This window comes from Vibrio sp. OPT46 (assembly GCF_015163535.1).
Taxonomy (GTDB): Bacteria; Pseudomonadota; Gammaproteobacteria; order Enterobacterales; family Vibrionaceae; genus Vibrio; species Vibrio alginolyticus.
This window is the reverse complement of the sequence record NZ_JADDYG010000842.1, coordinates 1-16,102: the sequence shown is the minus strand read 5'-3', so window position 1 is coordinate 16,102 and position 16,102 is coordinate 1. Positions and strand designations below refer to the sequence as shown.

The 16,102-nt window shown below is 41.4% G+C and carries 15 protein-coding genes and 1 pseudogene; 5 read left to right on the top strand and 11 right to left on the bottom strand.

Features of this window, described 5'->3' with window-relative positions:
* Window positions 1-152: 152 nt before the first annotated feature.
* Window positions 153-863 carry a 3-deoxy-D-manno-octulosonic acid kinase gene (locus IQR33_RS29335; protein WP_005379425.1) on the bottom strand — a complete coding sequence of 237 codons (711 nt, stop codon included), beginning with the start codon at window positions 861-863 and terminating at the stop codon, window positions 153-155.
* An 11-nt stretch (window positions 864-874) separates the two neighbouring features.
* Window positions 875-1,282: a diacylglycerol kinase gene (locus IQR33_RS29330; RefSeq protein WP_005395798.1), complete on the bottom strand. Its 408-nt coding sequence runs from the start codon at window positions 1,280-1,282 to the stop codon at window positions 875-877.
* A gap of 107 nt (window positions 1,283-1,389) precedes the next feature.
* Between IQR33_RS29330 and IQR33_RS29325 the strand changes: the two genes are divergently transcribed.
* From IQR33_RS29325 to IQR33_RS29315, 3 genes are read left to right on the top strand one after another with little or no spacing between them, the layout of a single operon-like run.
* Complete coding sequence (locus tag IQR33_RS29325; protein WP_193844278.1) at window positions 1,390-2,445, top strand: glycosyltransferase family 9 protein; 1,056 nt, start codon at window positions 1,390-1,392, stop codon at window positions 2,443-2,445.
* Between the two features lie 35 nt (window positions 2,446-2,480).
* On the top strand, window positions 2,481-3,248 hold the full coding sequence (locus IQR33_RS29320; protein WP_005395793.1) for a glycosyltransferase family 2 protein: 768 nt from the start codon (window positions 2,481-2,483) through the stop codon (window positions 3,246-3,248).
* Window positions 3,245-4,033: a glycosyltransferase family 2 protein gene (locus tag IQR33_RS29315; RefSeq protein ID WP_054701158.1), complete on the top strand. Its 789-nt coding sequence runs from the start codon at window positions 3,245-3,247 to the stop codon at window positions 4,031-4,033. The genes IQR33_RS29320 and IQR33_RS29315 overlap by 4 nt, the downstream gene beginning before the upstream one ends.
* Before the next feature lie 31 nt (window positions 4,034-4,064).
* On the opposite strand, the gene IQR33_RS29310 is transcribed toward IQR33_RS29315, so the two are convergent.
* From IQR33_RS29310 to IQR33_RS29270, 9 genes and pseudogenes are all read right to left on the bottom strand, one after another.
* Complete coding sequence (locus IQR33_RS29310) at window positions 4,065-5,000, bottom strand: glycosyl transferase family 90 (protein WP_017820710.1); 936 nt, start codon at window positions 4,998-5,000, stop codon at window positions 4,065-4,067.
* On the bottom strand, window positions 4,987-5,469 hold the full coding sequence (gene coaD / locus IQR33_RS29305; RefSeq protein WP_017820709.1) for a pantetheine-phosphate adenylyltransferase: 483 nt from the start codon (window positions 5,467-5,469) through the stop codon (window positions 4,987-4,989). Before coaD ends, IQR33_RS29310 begins: the two co-directional genes overlap by 14 nt.
* An 86-nt stretch (window positions 5,470-5,555) precedes the next feature.
* On the bottom strand, window positions 5,556-6,365 hold the full coding sequence (mutM, locus tag IQR33_RS29300) for a bifunctional DNA-formamidopyrimidine glycosylase/DNA-(apurinic or apyrimidinic site) lyase (protein WP_064368909.1): 810 nt from the start codon (window positions 6,363-6,365) through the stop codon (window positions 5,556-5,558).
* Between the two features lie 102 nt (window positions 6,366-6,467).
* Window positions 6,468-6,944, bottom strand: coding sequence for a hypothetical protein (locus IQR33_RS29295; RefSeq protein ID WP_031777180.1), 477 nt, complete (start codon window positions 6,942-6,944; stop codon window positions 6,468-6,470).
* Between the two features lie 273 nt (window positions 6,945-7,217).
* Window positions 7,218-7,388 (bottom strand): 50S ribosomal protein L33, encoded by a 171-nt coding sequence (gene rpmG / locus IQR33_RS29290; RefSeq protein ID WP_004410866.1) that lies wholly within the window; start codon window positions 7,386-7,388, stop codon window positions 7,218-7,220.
* Window positions 7,389-7,401: 13 nt separating this feature from the next.
* Window positions 7,402-7,638, bottom strand: coding sequence for a 50S ribosomal protein L28 (rpmB, locus tag IQR33_RS29285; protein ID WP_005384783.1), 237 nt, complete (start codon window positions 7,636-7,638; stop codon window positions 7,402-7,404).
* A gap of 302 nt (window positions 7,639-7,940) precedes the next feature.
* Window positions 7,941-8,108: pseudogene (locus IQR33_RS29280) on the bottom strand (JAB domain-containing protein); the annotation flags it as partial.
* A 342-nt stretch (window positions 8,109-8,450) separates the two neighbouring features.
* Window positions 8,451-10,307 carry a UvrD-helicase domain-containing protein gene (locus IQR33_RS29275; protein WP_193837507.1) on the bottom strand — a complete coding sequence of 619 codons (1,857 nt, stop codon included), beginning with the start codon at window positions 10,305-10,307 and terminating at the stop codon, window positions 8,451-8,453.
* Complete coding sequence (locus tag IQR33_RS29270) at window positions 10,300-12,156, bottom strand: ATP-dependent nuclease (protein ID WP_193837506.1); 1,857 nt, start codon at window positions 12,154-12,156, stop codon at window positions 10,300-10,302. The genes IQR33_RS29275 and IQR33_RS29270 overlap by 8 nt, the downstream gene beginning before the upstream one ends.
* Window positions 12,157-12,590: 434 nt before the next feature.
* Here IQR33_RS29270 and IQR33_RS29265 point away from each other — a divergent pair, with 434 nt between their 5' ends.
* Window positions 12,591-14,108 carry a hypothetical protein gene (locus tag IQR33_RS29265; protein ID WP_228010031.1) on the top strand — a complete coding sequence of 506 codons (1,518 nt, stop codon included), beginning with the start codon at window positions 12,591-12,593 and terminating at the stop codon, window positions 14,106-14,108.
* A gap of 345 nt (window positions 14,109-14,453) precedes the next feature.
* Window positions 14,454-15,008, top strand: a complete 555-nt coding sequence (locus IQR33_RS29260) for a hypothetical protein (protein WP_193837504.1) — start codon at window positions 14,454-14,456, stop codon at window positions 15,006-15,008.
* Window positions 15,009-16,102 lie beyond the last annotated feature (1,094 nt).

Sequence of the window (16,102 nt, the reverse complement as noted above, 5' to 3'; positions counted from 1 at the left end):
ATTTTCATTACAAATGTTACCTACGTTAATTTTTGTGCCATCAGATACACATGAATACTTTATGATTATTGTAGTTTATAGACTCACTCGAGCATCGTGAGACTCAAGAAGGCTTACTTAGAGCAATCAATATAAAATGATAAAAAACTCAATTAAGATTGAGAAGCATAACCGTCCTGAAAATGTTCAAAATCGGACTCTTGCCAAATAATCTGTCGCTTTAAACGCTCTTTATTAAATGAACGCAGAAGTCTATTTAGATTTTGATGCTTCCAGTCACCAGAAGTTTCAAAACGACACTTATCAAAATCGATAATCCATACCTTATCTTTGTCGTCGATCAAGATATTGTGGATATTCAAATCAGTATGGTTAACGCCAACCTGATGCATCTTGGCAATTTCTTGCCCTATTTTCTGATACATTTCTACCGATAAAGACTGTTCTTGCAAGATACTAACCAGATCTCTGGCGTTTGGGATTCGCTCACTTAATAAATCAGCTTGATAGAAGAGTCCTGACTTTACGGCTCTTGCTGCAATAGGACGAGGAACGTGCACCCCAGCCTCAATTAGCGCCAACAAAAGCTGAAACTCTTGCGCACAACGGGTGTTATCCCAGCCAGAGAACCAATAATGATCGTTAACTAACTTCCCAAACAAACCGCCACGACGGTAATGACGTAGTGCCGCTTGCATGTTCTCTAGTTGGATAAACCATGTCGTGCCTCGCCCCGTCGCACTGCCAACCACCTTGTCGGAGGACTGCCAGTATTCCGCATCAAATATCGGTTGGCTAGGGTCTGTAATGATCTCGTCATCAAACCAGATCACTTGGTTGTTGTTTTTATACTGTTGAGTCATACGCTCACCCTCTAGCCTAAATACCGGCTGGCTAATATATACAACCAAGTAAATGCAGCAAACGCCAAAGCAACCATAACGGCAGCAGAGCCTATATCTTTAGCTCGACCACTGAGTTCATGCCGTTCAATACCGATACGATCCACTACCGCCTCAATCGCTGAGTTTACAAGCTCTACAATCAAGACTAATACCACGACCCCGATCATTAAGATACGCTCAACCATGCCGACATCCACTAGCCAAGCCAAAATCACGGCGATACTCAACAGAGCCAACTCTTGTCGAATGGCAGCTTCATGCTTAAAAGCCGCTTTTAATCCTTGGATCGAATAACCCGTCGCTTTAACGATGCGCTTTAGTCCGGTATTACCCGGCTTGCCAGATTCTTGCGATTGATGTGGTGTTGTCTTTGACATTGCAGAACACTTATCAGTACTTAGCTATATTCGAGCCGTGTATTTTACATTTATTGGGGATGTCTGCATAATTTACCTGCCTCTATTCATCGAATCAGACAATAATTATGTTCACTTCTGCCCCATCGTCACTATGCGTCTTGCGTTTGTCCGCTATCGGAGACGTTTGCAATACTATCGCCACAATTCAAGCTATTCAGAAACACTGGCCTTCGACCCAGATTACTTGGATAACGGGTAAACTTGAAGCCCAGTTATTAGCCGCCATCGATGGTGTAGAAGTGATTGTTTTTGATAAAAAAGCGGGACTTGATGGCTACAAATCACTTTGGCGACAGCTGAAAGGCAGAGAGTTTGATGCGCTATTGCATATGCAGTACGCGATTCGAGCGAGTGTCGCAACGTTGGGCATTAAAGCAAAATACAAACTTGGTTTCTCTTCTGATAGAAGCCAGGACTTTCAAACACTATTTACCAATGTCAAAGTGCCTTCCCCGCAATCTCTGCATGTCGCAGATGGCTTAATGGCCTTTGCCCATCAAATTGGGGTACCAAAGGCAGGACTAGACTGGGTACTTTCTTATTCAGACCACGACCAAGCTTGGGCAGAGTCTCATATTTCTCGTAGTAAACCTAACCTGCTGATTGTGCCTGGTGCGAGCAAAGCTTATAAAAACTGGAACGCGGAAGGTTATGTGGATGTGATTCATCACGCCAGAGCAAAAGGCTGGAACGTGATTCTGGCAGGCAGCCCTGCTCAGGTAGAATTGGATCTGGCAGAAGCCATTCAATCTGGCTTGGAAGAACCGTGTCTAAATTTAGTTGGACAAAGTTCAATTCTGCAAATGCTTGCGTTAATAGATAAGGTTGAAATGGTCATCGCCCCCGATACCGGACCAGCACACATGGCGAATGCCATGAAAACGCCAATCATCGGGCTCTATGCACACCATAATCCGCTGCGAGTGGGACCTTACCGTTATCTAAAATACGTTGTCTCAGTGTATGAAGAAACGATCTTTGCGGAAACAGGTAAAAACAGTCACGAGTTAAGCTGGCGAACTCGCGCTAAAGATGAAACGGCAATGAACCGCATTACCAGCACTCAAGTAATGAGCATGTTCGATCAAGTCTTAGAAGATTTGTATCCTCAATACCAGTAAACTTACTGTCTTGATTTGTTAAGAAGGAAATGACCTTGTCCAAACCAACCTTAGCCGTTGCCTTAATTGTAAAAAATGAAGAGAAGCACTTACAAGCTTGTCTAGACACAGTAAAAGATTGGGTCGATGAGATTGTCCTTCTAGACTCGGGCAGCACTGATCGCACTGAAGAAATCGCCCGACAATACACAGATAAGTTTTACACCAACCTAGATTGGCCAGGATTCGGTAAACAGCGCCAACTGGCGCAGCAATACGTTACGGCAGACTACGTTTTGTGGCTTGATGCGGACGAACAAGTCACTCCAGAGCTAAAAGAAAGTATCTTACACGCGGTATCAGCCAATAAGCCGAACGTTTTATACAAACTTAATCGACTAAGCTCAGCGTTTGGTAAGTTCATCTACCATTCTGGTTGGTCTCCAGACTGGATTGTGCGCTTATATCGCACCGAATATACACAATATAATGATTCGCTCGTTCATGAAAAAGTTGATGAGAAAAACTATCAAACTGAAAAACTGGATGGTCGACTGCATCACTACACTTACGAGCACCTTCATCATTACATCAATAAAACCACTGGCTACCTTAAGGCCTGGACGGATGAACGTGAAGGTAAAAAGAAAGCGGGTTTAACGACCGCTATCGTTCACGCTCTTGCTAGCTTTTTGAAGATGTATGTTCTCAAACGAGGCTTCCTTGATGGCAAGCATGGCTTCATTCTAGCTTGGCTAAGCATGCACTCTACTTTTGTAAAATATATCGATCTCTACTTACGTGAACAGGCAAAAAAATCATGAAAACGACTTTAATTATCACCACTTACAACTGGAAAGAAGCATTAAAAGCGGTGTTAGAAAGCGTGAAACGTCAAACCGTTTTGCCTGACGAAGTAATTGTTGCAGATGATGGCTCTCGAGAAGACACCAAAGCAATGGTTGACCAAATGCGTGAAGGTTTTCCGGTTCCACTGATTCATAGTTGGCACGAGGATAATGGCTTTCAGCTTTCAATGAGCCGCAACCGTGCGATCGCCAAAGCATCAGGTGACTACCTCATCATGATTGATGGCGACATGGTGCTGTCCCAAACGTTTATTGAATCACATAAGCAAGTCGCAAAGCCAAATTGGTTTGTGCAGGGTGGACGTGTGTTAACGGATGAAAACTGCAGCAAGGCCATCATGGAAAACGGCTTAGTACCTTCTATCTTCAGCAAAGGCATTCGCAATCGTAAAAACTGCATCACCAACGCTTTGCTATCGAAATGGTTCTCTTACGAGCGCAATAACGATAAAGCCACTCGCGGTTGCAACATGGCGTTTTGGCGACAAGATGTCATCGAGGTGAATGGCTTCAACCAAGATTTTGTTGGATGGGGACGCGAAGACAGCGAGTTTGTTCATCGCATGTTGAATGCGGGTAAGTCACGTCTTTACCTAAAATTCGCAGGTGTAGGCTACCACTTGTACCACGTAGAAAACTCGCGCGCGTCACTCGGACAAAATGACGAGATTTTAGAGAACACCATTAAAAACAAGCTTAAACGCTGTGAGAATGGTGTTGATCAATTTCTAGAAGCTTAAGATGATAAAAAAGGGGCGTTTCGCCCCTTTTTTATTGTTGCTGAGATAAAGCGAAGTACTTATCGGCAACCATCAATGAGATCAAACGCTCTTTACGCTTATCTTTGAACTGCTCAACCCACTGGTGCGCATTTTCAATGATCGCTAATGCTTCTTGCTCATTCGCTAGGTAATAATCCATCTTTTCGGGCAAATCCGAATAGTCATCCTTCACTTCAACATAGTGGACGCCTGCCTCTAACTTACCTTCCATAAACCAAGTCTCATATTTTGGCTTTGACATAATAACCAAGGAGTTAGACGACATAGCCCACTTAAGGTTGGTGGCCACATCATTGCCTTCTATACAGAGCAAAAACTTATACTGCAGTTGCTCTTCAATACTCATAAAGCCCTTTTCCCATGGTTTCCCTTCTACCGGGCGGGTCTGGCCAATATTGCATTGCGGATGGTTGTAAAACGCATGAATCACCTTTTTACGATGCGGCTGAAAACCCACGCCGCGCCACGCTACCATGTCCTTTTTATCTTGATAGCGAACAGGATCGTCAATAAATTTAAAATGACGAACTTGATTAAGTTTCAACACCACTGAATTTTGGTTGTTACCAAAAATAGGGCGGCTTTTTATAAAGCTCGGTACATTGGGGATGTGTGTAACATCGCCGTTGATGTAGTTAAACGCAAAACTGGAAGGGAAATAGCGTACAACTTGGCGAAGATCGAAAAAATACGTCCAGCCTTTCGTTTTTTTGAATGTATCGATGGTCGAGTAACTTTGTTCTCGGCTATCGACTGAAAACGGCGTTTCACACTTATTGTAATAGTTCACCCGCTCAAGACAGCGTTGCAGCTCTGCCTCGGTCAGATTCGAAAGTAAACGCTTGGCTTGTGCTCGATATACAAAGCGAGGGATAAGTATCGAGAGAGCGTTTGAGAAATAATAAGGGAACTTACTGTCTTTCATTCAGTTTTTCCCCAATCGCGATGGCTACTGGCTTGGGAACGAATTGTTCGATACTTCCGCCATGAATCGCTACTTCTCTCACGATAGTCGACGATAAAAACGCAAACTCTTCTTCAGGAGTTAAAAATACGCTCTCGATTCCTGGTAATAGCTTTCGGTACATGTTGGTCAGTCCAAACTCGTATTCAAAGTCTACCGTTGTTCGTAAACCACGAATAAGAACCTTAGCTTTCTCATTTCTCGCGAAATCCACTAATAACCCGGAGAACCCCTTTACCGTCACACCAGGTAAATGCGCTACAACGTCCTGCATCAGTGCAACGCGCTCTTCCAATGAAAACATAGTGTTCTTCGATGGGCTTGCGGCTACGCCAATCACAACCTCATCAAACATTTCGTGAGTACGTTCTATTAGATTGAGGTGACCATTAGTCACTGGATCAAAAGTGCCCGGATAAATGACTTTCATATAATTTACTAAGTTATTCGAAACTGATTGAATTATTGAGGCTCGAACGCAAGATTACAACAACTTAAGCTCGATAATAGCTCGACTTACTTCTGACACTCACTACAAAAGAAGGTATTACGTTGGCCAATCTTTAGCTCTTGAAGTCGTTCGCCGCACTCTGGGCATGGCTCTCCGGCTTTTCCGTAAACCAATAACTCTTGTGCAAAGTAACCCGGCTTTCCATCGGCTTGCGCAAAATCTTTCAGCGTAGTCCCACCTTGCGTAATGGCAATCTCAAGTGTCATTTTGATATTTTCAACAAGTAACCCCCACTCTTGAGAAGTCAACTTAACTGCGGGCCTTGAAGGGTGAATTCGAGATTTAAACAACGACTCATTCGCGTAGATGTTCCCAACACCAACCACGACTTTGTTGTCCATGATGAACTGCTTGACGGCGACACGCTTATTTTTAGCTTTCTCCGCTACATATTCCGCATTGAACTCTTCAGTTAAAGGCTCAGGCCCCATGTTTGCTAGCACAGCATGTGACTCGCCAGGAGCACACCACAGCCATGCCCCAAAACGACGCGGATCGTTATAACGCAGTATTTTTCCACTGCTTAGTTTGAGATCCACATGATCGTGCTTTGCTGGCGGAAAGTCGGCATCTAGGACACGTAAAGACCCAGACATGCCCAAGTGAACAATGGCTGTACCTGTGTTTGTCTCGATCAGTAAGTATTTCGCACGACGGCTAATCGCACGGATCACCTGCCCTTCCAATTTTTTAAGCTCTGTAGGAATATCCCAGCGCAATTTAGGCGTTCGAAAAGTAAACGACTGGATCGTTTGTCCAACCATGTGGGGGCTAATCCCCATACGGCTCACTTCAACTTCTGGCAACTCAGGCATTAGATTCTCCAATTCACCGGCTAATAGTTCTCGCTGCTAGCATAATCGAAAAGAAAAACGATAAATAGGGAAGCTTATTAGGGGTATAGGCGCAAAAAGGCTCTACTCTGGCATAAGGTAGTTTTCATCGACGGAGATAGCGACCCATTTGTCTTGCCAGGTTTTAAATAGCCAAAAATCAGGTAAACGAAAGAAAGTCACCCGCTGCGGCTCTTCGAGATCCTGATACCAAACTTCTACCGTTTCAGGTACCGTCAGGTTAGGTTTTAAATGATCGTACTGTTCTGAGGTGAGCTCGGTCCCTTCCAATGATTGCCAGCGTGATACAAGTTCACTGATCGGTGCATCAACTTTGATGTTGGATTGCCACCGTCCATCATGCAGCTCGAACTCCCAGCCACTATAGTACAAAGACTCCACCGTATAGTCGGAGCGAAGTACATTTGGGTAAGGGTCTGCTTGATCTGTTAATAGGTAAGTTTTGATCCACATCGGCGCATTTAAGATCACTATAAATGCGATAATGCCCAGAATAAGAATATTGTTCCATCGGCGGCGACGAGCCGGACTCACACGCATAACCATCTCTACTCTCTTATCGTTATGAGTAAATTACCAAAGAGTATTGAGCTTGACTAGAACAACGATGTGCAAGTGTGTAGGGAAGTTGTAACTAAGCGGCAGAGGCGATCAATCAAAAATTAGAGTATAGAGTCGGACCAGTAGAATAACTTCAGCAGTGCTTTATAACCCGATGACGTACTGAACCTTTTCTTCAGCACTTTTATTCACGTAATAAAAAACCCAACTCGAAAGTTGGGTTTTTCAATTCATCAAAGAGACTGAAACCAATTATTTGATTTTTGCTTCTTTGTACATAACGTGCTGGCGAACTACTGGATCAAACTTTTTGATCTCAAATTTGCCTGGCATGTTACGCTTGTTCTTATCAGTTGTGTAGAAGTGGCCTGTACCTGCAGAAGATACTAGACGGATTTTCTCACGAACGCCTTTCTTTGCCATTGCTTATTTCCTCTTAAACGTTTTCGCCACGTGCACGCATGTCTGCAAGAACAGTATCAATACCTTTCTTGTCGATGATGCGCATACCTTTAGCAGATAGACGTAGTTTAACAAAACGTTTTTCGCTCTCTACCCAGAAACGATGAGTTTGTAGGTTCGGCAGAAAACGACGCTTAGTAGCATTTCGTGCGTGTGAACGGTTGTTACCCGTTACTGGACGCTTACCAGTTACTTGGCATACTCGTGACATGAATGTCTTCTCCAAAATCGTTTCAGCTCGATATCAACCTTGGTGGCCGAACCTCTCTATCTCTCGAAAAGAAGTTAGAGGTTAAGAACCGCTATGGAAAATCCATACAAGGCTATCAAAGGTCGCGCATTATACTAACTTGATATGCATTGCTCAAGACCCGAACAGATCCTTTTTACAGGTTTTCGTGATCTTTTTTTAGACAGCAGATTTTTTTAGCAGTCCAAGCTGAATTCAGTTAAAAATTTAGTGGCGTGGATGATAGCAGATTTTTAGCAACTAACAACCTAAAAAACGCACAGTTATATCCAGCCTCTTTCAGCAAAAGAGACACTTTCCCCATCTCCGATGACGAAATGGTCCAAAATACGAATATCCACCAATGCTAATGCGTCGATGAGACGCCTTGTAATCCTTCTGTCAGCTTGGCTCGGCTCAGCGACGCCTGAAGGATGATTGTGCGCCAACAAGAATTAATTTTTGTATTTATGAATTCTGAGAGAAGTCAGTAACCTCAATGGATTCACAGCTTCCTCAACAAAAGCCCTTTCTCTAACCAAAACCTGAGAAAACTCTCTCATACTTCTCAACTATCCCATTAATTGGACCAAACCAAATCTCGATGATTGGATACTAGTCAGAGCTCTATAATACGAGAAAGCACTCTTCCTCATCACTACTCCTTTGCTACATACGACATAATCCCGAGTAACAAACTGGAGGACACAGAAATGAGTCAGCGCCAAAAAAAGAGTTATTCTCTTCAGATAAACCGTGCTAATTCAGACCCGATCTGAAAATTACGCACTTTTTTACTCCAAAGTAAGATCGCGTATTTTCCAACCCGCATGTTCTCTTACGCTAACCAACGAAGACGGAAAGTCAGATTTGTCCATTGCTAAACAAAGTAAATGCTCAGGTCTTGTAAGTGCTACATACAACTGTTTCATAAACTTAATTTTACGAGCTCCTCTAGGTTTATTTCTATCCTCATTAAGGATGTACTGAACTAGTGTTGCAATATCTTTCTGATGAAACTTGGTTTCTAAAACTAGTGTAGCTGCGTGTGTTTCTCCCTTTACGGCATGAATCGTTGTGACTTCATTTTCAATCACTCGTCCCGAGACATTTGTATAAACCGTATTTAGACGGTGACCCTGTTCGGTATTGTCTTCCTCTAATCTATCAGAATCAAAGGAAATGAATTCCTCAAGACCAGCGGGGATGGTTAAAGCTAAAATCTCGCAAAAATGTTCAATCGCACTTCTCCAGTTTTGAGCATTAAGGTCATTGGTAATTAACCCCATGGCAACCAGGTTAAAATCGAGAGTATGATTGAACTCCTTCAAATACCTACGAATAGCATTCACAGAGTAGGCAATATTACCTTCTTGGTGCAGCAACTCAGCACCAGCCTTTCGACCGAGCCTAGATATGCCATCTAAAATTAAGCGATATGATACGTGGTAGTCTTTGTGTCGACGTCCTTCGTAGAGGTAATGAATAAGCTTGCTTGGTTTAAAGGCACTTGCCGAGCTAGACTTATCAAAAGAATCAAGATAGTTGCAAATCGTCAATCCCCCCTCCTTTCTAGTCCCAACAGCGCCCACTGTTTTTATTTTGCGTTTACAGTTTTCAGGGACAGCTTGCACACATAATTCAGCAAATTTTTCGAAAACAGCATACCGTGAGTTCTCATCAACTAAAAAGATGGTGTGAAACGTATTTTCTGAAGCATCAGCAGGAGCTTGTAAGTTAATGCGGTTGTAACTGAGGTTTTTTGCCAAAACTGCTACAGAATTAGTAAATCGATGACTATTTTCGACTTTACTTAATTCAATTCGATTGTAAGACTCATTCTCCTCTTGATCACCACTGTAGATCGCTTGATCAGGATCACCAAACCTTTGAAATAAAACGCTTTCAACATCAAATAACTTGTTGAGAAGTTCATCTTGGAATTTTTGCGTATCTTGCATTTCATCTATAAATACATATGGAAAGCGCGACCTTATAGCAGGATATATCGATGGATTGCTTAGTAAATAATGCTCTGCGAATGCATACATCTCATGAAAATAAAAGTAACCTAACTCTAATAGAGTCGCTTTCACCGACTCCAAATTTTTATAACTGCGTGAGGGAGATGCTGAATTAAAACCAGGGACGCCTAGGACTAGTCGCTCATCAACGAGCCTGTATTGCAATTTATCCAAGGAAGATATATGACGTTGCTCAAGGTAACGTTTCGTACCAATATCCAGTAGACTCCAACCTTTGCTGTTACATATATCATCATCGATATGAGTCACTGTAAATCCATTTGAGCGTAGATAAGGTATTGCTAAGAATTTATTCACGAATTCTTGTATTGTTCCGATGAAGTGTGGAAAAAAGAGTAATTTTCGTCCATCAGAACTCGCATTCAGCCGATCAATTATTTCTTCTTTGGCAACATTCGTATGAGTTAATACACATATCCCCTGATGGCCTGATTTCCACTTTTTGGCAAGTATCATTAACTTAGCTGCCACTAAAGTTGTTTTACCACTGCCGGGGCACGCTTGAACATCATCATAGGTGGAGATGATTCGTCTTCTTGTTTCGTCGAAAGTTAAACCGAGAGTGCTTTCAACCGCATTGATGTCTTCATTGCTTATATCAATCATCTTGCGAAAGCTCCTCTTCACTGATGAATGGTTCTGTTACATATTCAATTGCATCGATAATGTAAGGTGGTAGCTTTGCTTTTAGCTCTTCTGCACGCCCTTCATAACGAGATAGCAAGTTAGCCAGCGAGTAACTCACTTCACTTTTCCCGCCCTCTATAAAGCTATATATCTGTACCGCTCTTTCCTGATTATTAGAGCTTAATGCGTCATAACCATCGAGGTTACCTCTGATTGCTTCATATAGTTCCTCGCTGAGCCCATACTTGGCTAGACAAAACTCAAAAGTCCATTCATTAGAAATAAAGGTTTGAACATTTTCTCCATCACATTCGGATTTCTTCGCTTTTTTCCCCTCTATCTGATCATCCGTCAATTCATTAAGCCAATAGTCAAGGTTGCCTCGTTTTCTATCACTAGGCTCCATCTTCTTTTTAAACCCAATACAACCTTCCTCTCCAGTATCTTCAGCTTCACTAGGCCACAAATCCAAATCTGTAATACACGCAACTTTAATTGGTAATGGCTTTGCGCCTTCTATAGAACCAGAACGATAAACTTTTGCGTAACGCTTTCTCGATAAGCCGTTAACACTAACTAGTGATACACCGTAATCCTCTAAAGGTCGACCTAGCAACTTCGCGATTTGAGGGATTAGTACAACTTCAGCAATCCCCTCAACCAAAAGTACACCTGTAGCAAAAAACATATTCGCTTTCGTGGAATCTAAAAACTTTTCTAGAAAAATGTAATCACCCTCCTCAAGAGCTGTGCATCCCTTCCTTAACGGAAACGCTTGTCCTTTTTGCATCAAAATCAAACTCTCCAGTGGAGCCTTGGACGCAAGTACAGGACTATGGGTGGATAAAATGCACTGCAAATTACTATTTTCGGTTCGAAGGTAGTTAATGAACTTCAGTTGTAGTTGGGGGTGAAGGTGAGCTTCTGGTTCCTCAACTAGTAACAGAGAGTAGTGGCTTTCCTCTTGGTTAATCAGCATCAATTCTGCAGCCATAAAAAGTAAACTACTGTATCCAAGACCATGCCTAACACCCGTAGCATCCAGTTCAAGGGATAATTTTTCTAGGATGGTTTTGAGTGCCAAAGCTCTCTCTGAATCGTTCATGTCACCATAGTCTTGGCTTCCTAGAAGGTTCAAAACTGGTGCAAATACATTTGGTCTGAATGTTAAGGAGTTTACTAACTTAGTAATATTCGCCTGAGTAGCCTGAATAGCACTATCTGACTGAATAGCTCTACTTGCTTCGGTCAATAACTGAATAATACGCTCCGTTGCAATAGGGTCACCAGCCACACTAGAACTACCACCAAGAATTTGTGAAAGTCTTGAAGATCTTCCTGCTGATAGTTCAGTTTCCGCATCTCGAAGAGGCTTCAGATAAGTTGCAGCAAGATATTCTCGTATATCTCTATCAATCGTAGGCCCTCCACCATTAAGTCCTGAGCGAAATTCAGTCTTAATAAATCGAGTTTTCTTGAAAGGATTTAGTGCTAGTTTAGCCTTGAGGTTTACAACTAATATTGCTCGGTCATGTCGTGATCCAGTCTCTTCATTAGTTAAATGCTCCAGAAATACTCCCAGCTCGCTCGAAGACAAGTTCTCAAATTTAAGGGTAATGCTTAACTCATCTGTTCCATGATGAAAATCAGTATCTTTCAAGCTTACCCATTCAGCAGACGTCGTATCAAGTGTAAGTCTGATGGCATCGATTACCGAACTCTTACCTGCGTTGTTTTCACCAACAAGCAAGTTTAGCCCCTTGTTAAAGGACAGAGAAAAATCATTGAATTGTCTAAAGTTTTTTATTTTTAACTCTGAAAGATACATATGTTGTCATCCAATTTAATTTAGCTAGGAATAACCTAGGCAGGCGCATCTAGAACAACTCTAGGTAAATCTGTAAATATACCATTTAGTTCATATCTCAATACTTGAATCACGTCACGTGACCACTGTGAATGGTCAACTATCAAATAAACAAGGTTCTAATTGTGTAAAAATCAACATATCGGTGCGTGGTTGATCACTAAATAAACTAGGGCAATCTTATATGGAGTATTGCTTTTAAGTATTGAAGTCGAGTGCTATTTGAAGCTCAAAACATCAGTTGATAGAGAGTACTTTAGATAAGGACTGTGACACGACGAGAAATTAACTATAACTTATCACTCGCAAGTCACTCTAATATAAGGGATTGTGTACAAAGAAGGAAAAGACAACTACTATCCATAATAATGGAAGTATATATAGCGCAGTGTGACATGAACAAAGTAGAAATGATCTTAAAAGAAGAAGGACCTTCCCTTAGCTCTGATTTAAACAAAAAGCTTGTTGAAAGGTTTGGTTTATCTTCCGATGCAGCGAGAAAGCAAGTATCCCGTGGCTGCCCTGATATGCATCGATTGAGCGGGATTAAATTCGCGCGGAATGCGAGGTTCATTTATCTACGAAAAGATTATCGCTCTCCTTTCTACTGGAACGCTTTGTATCGAGCATTTAAAGACACTAATTCAGCTTACTGGTTTGCTATTTCTGCGTTGATACAAAGGGGCGGCCCCATACCTTACAAGCATTTTCTAATTTGTTGTGGTTCTCCTTTAAAGCAGAAAAAACATCTATCCCCAGATGAAGTTTTAAAGAGGTTAGAGTCTATAGGTGTACTTACCCAAAAGCACTTTGATGGTTTGGGGCGCTGTGTCACCTTGCTTGAACATGAAGACCAGAGTTGGCTCGTAGCAGAACAACAAGCTCGTTTATTGGCTGAGAATATTCTTATTAAAGCTATTTCTAACTGGGCAAAGAACATAGGAATGGTCAGTTACAAAAAGCTAGTTGATAGAGATGGTTATGATTTACCGCAAGTTAGCACTATCGCGTGGGATATAGCAGGGCCTTCCTATGTGTCAGGTTTAACTGATTTTAAGAGAGGTTCTAATTCCGAGATAAATCCGGGATTTTTTACATGTGATGTGTACCTAGGAGGTAAAGTCGGACTTAGTGGAATAGAGCCGTTTATCAGAAAGTGTAAGGCTCTAAGAGGATTAAAACGGGTGGGTAGAACGCTACATTTTTTTGTAGCTGATGACTTTCAATCTGATGCATTCCAAGCGGCGAAAGAAGCTGGAGTTATGCCTTCAACGGTGGAAAATTTGTTTGGGAAAGAAATTGCCAAGGGGTTAAAGAACCTAATTAAAACGTTGGATGAAGCAGCTAAAACAGCTACTTTAGAGCCTGAAAAGTTTAACGTTTTGTTTGACTCTCTAGGTAAGATAGAAGGTGCTGCTGGGAATTTACGGGGAGCACTGTTTGAGTACTTCACCGCAACACTCATCCCAAAAATTCAACAATCTCATCGAATAAGAATCAATGAAAAGTGTAAAACCGACTCTGGCTCCGCTGAAGCTGATGTCATATCTGAAGGAAATGGTGAGATTTTTTTTATTGAGTGTAAAGGACACCGCGCAGGCGGTGTCGTTGAGCATGAGGAAGTAAAAAAGTGGCTCCAACAGAGGGTACCAATCCTAAACAAATATGCAAAGGCACATAGTGATTGGAAGGGTAAAAAACTACGCTTTGAGATATGGACAACAGGCCGCTTCAGTGATGAGTCAATAGCTTTATTGAATAATGCTAAATGCACTCTAAACAAGTATGAGATTGATTTTCTTGATGCTATGCGGGTTAAGGCTGAGGTTGATAAGTGTGATGATAAGGAGCTTCGCAATACATACCTCAAATGCTTTTATGATCATCCCTTGCGGAAAGTTGGGGAGCTATGATTTGTATTAGTCTGAATGCAATCTGCCAGTTTCGTTTCCACGATGTGATTAGATCTGACTGGCTACCCTTAATAGATTCTGCCCCATTTCAATTTATAACCATCACCCAAAGCTGGACATTTCTTCTTTTCATAACACATGCAAAATATGTGTTAAGTTGACTATCAACCTGAAAGTGGCATGATTAATCTCATTATGACGACATGATCCACATTTATCTAAGTCCTTCTAGTATTTAATCGTTAAACCAGATAGTTACATTAGATGTATCCATATTTGACCTTGGAAAAATACGGACATTGTCGTCTGAAAAAACACTGTTAACACTCAAAGGAGCCATGCACCTTGGATGTAGAATTTTGGAAATTGATAGGTAACGGATTCATTGAACTCGTCAAGGTATCCGGGCCATACTTTGTAGCAGTTTTAGGAGCTATATTTGGTTACTTGGGAAATAAGAATGCTAAGGAAATATCAATAAAAGTAGCTGAATTACAGAGCGACAAAGACTTAAGCCTACAGCGAGAGACTCATCGTTTTGAAGATGGAAAGCGGGTTGCTGAAATTAAAAAGGATATTATCGATCGAGTAGTCAAAGAGCTAGAGCCAATCTACAGCAATACGTTATCGCTTATAAAAGCGTACTACTCAATGTGCAGCTCTGGCGATTCATTCAATAAAAAACTATTCGACCAGATGATACGCGATAGATTCTTTGCGGATGTAAAGCTTCAGGTTGAAGCTGACTCTGCCCTAGCTAGGGTGTCAGCATATGTAAGTATTTTAGCCGACGCTAATATGTCAATGGAGCTAATCAAACTACAAACTGCATTTCAGAATGTACAGGTGTTGTTGAATAGGACGATACTAATTGGGGCGATAAGCATTCTGAAAAAGTGAGAAAATTGATAGAAGAAATTCAGTTTACTTACATGGCATTATTCATAAAGCTTGGTAAATCAATCCAATGAGTGTTAACAAGCGCAAGCACTCGGAACAAATTTTCGCTGCGCTTCAATTTGTCCGGTGTTGCGGGCGTTCTGCACTAATGGGTTCAAATCAAATAGGTTGTACTGAATGGCGAATATAAAAGATGTAAATAACTTCAAATGTAGGTTTTTTGAACCTGAGACAGCTGAATCGTCGCACAGAGAACTTAAAGGGATGCTGAGACAACTCTACGAATACTACCCCAAGATCGTATCATCTAATGGGACCCGCAATCCCTATGATGTAAATAGCGATTACTCAAAACAGTAGTTTCAGTGCTACAACCATTTGCTCATGTTGATAGATATGCGTAAACAAGAAAGGAAATTTAATATTTCAATTTGGCTTTCAATCTTGGCTTTGGCAGTATCAATTATAGGAACTATTATTCGTTTATCAGTAACTAATTGATCGTGCATAACAAACCATTAAGGAATCAACATACTTTTCCTAATCTGATAGAAACATTGTAGGGTATTAATTCTAAATCGTTTATACCCAGAACCTTCACAGTTGGCACTTCGTAACTCAGAAGTGCCCCAAATCCTTTCTAGCACAAGAATCAGGACTCATTTCTTTTGTCATAAATTGGCCTATTTTGGGTAATGCTAAAAGTGGCTACGATACTGGTGACTATTCAGATTGCTCTATGACAAGGGCTACCTACCCAATTAATGAGTTTTTTATCAGATAAGAAAAAGTGATCAGAGTTATAAGTCACTAAATTTTAATGCTTTACTGATAATGTGCATTTTACATAGACAAAATGGTCTAATCTATTGACAGTTCTTATCTAGGGCTCTATATTGACCTTGTTCTAGACAAAAACGTCTTAAAATCTGCAAGCAATAACGCTTTGCTGATTAGCAGGTACAGAGTATGAGCAACGAAAACATCAACAAACAACTTATAGAATTCCTCATTGGTTCTAGAACTGAAGCAGGTCTTTCTCAGGAAGATGTTGCAGCACGTTCTGATATCTATGGTATGGGAAGAACTCTTGA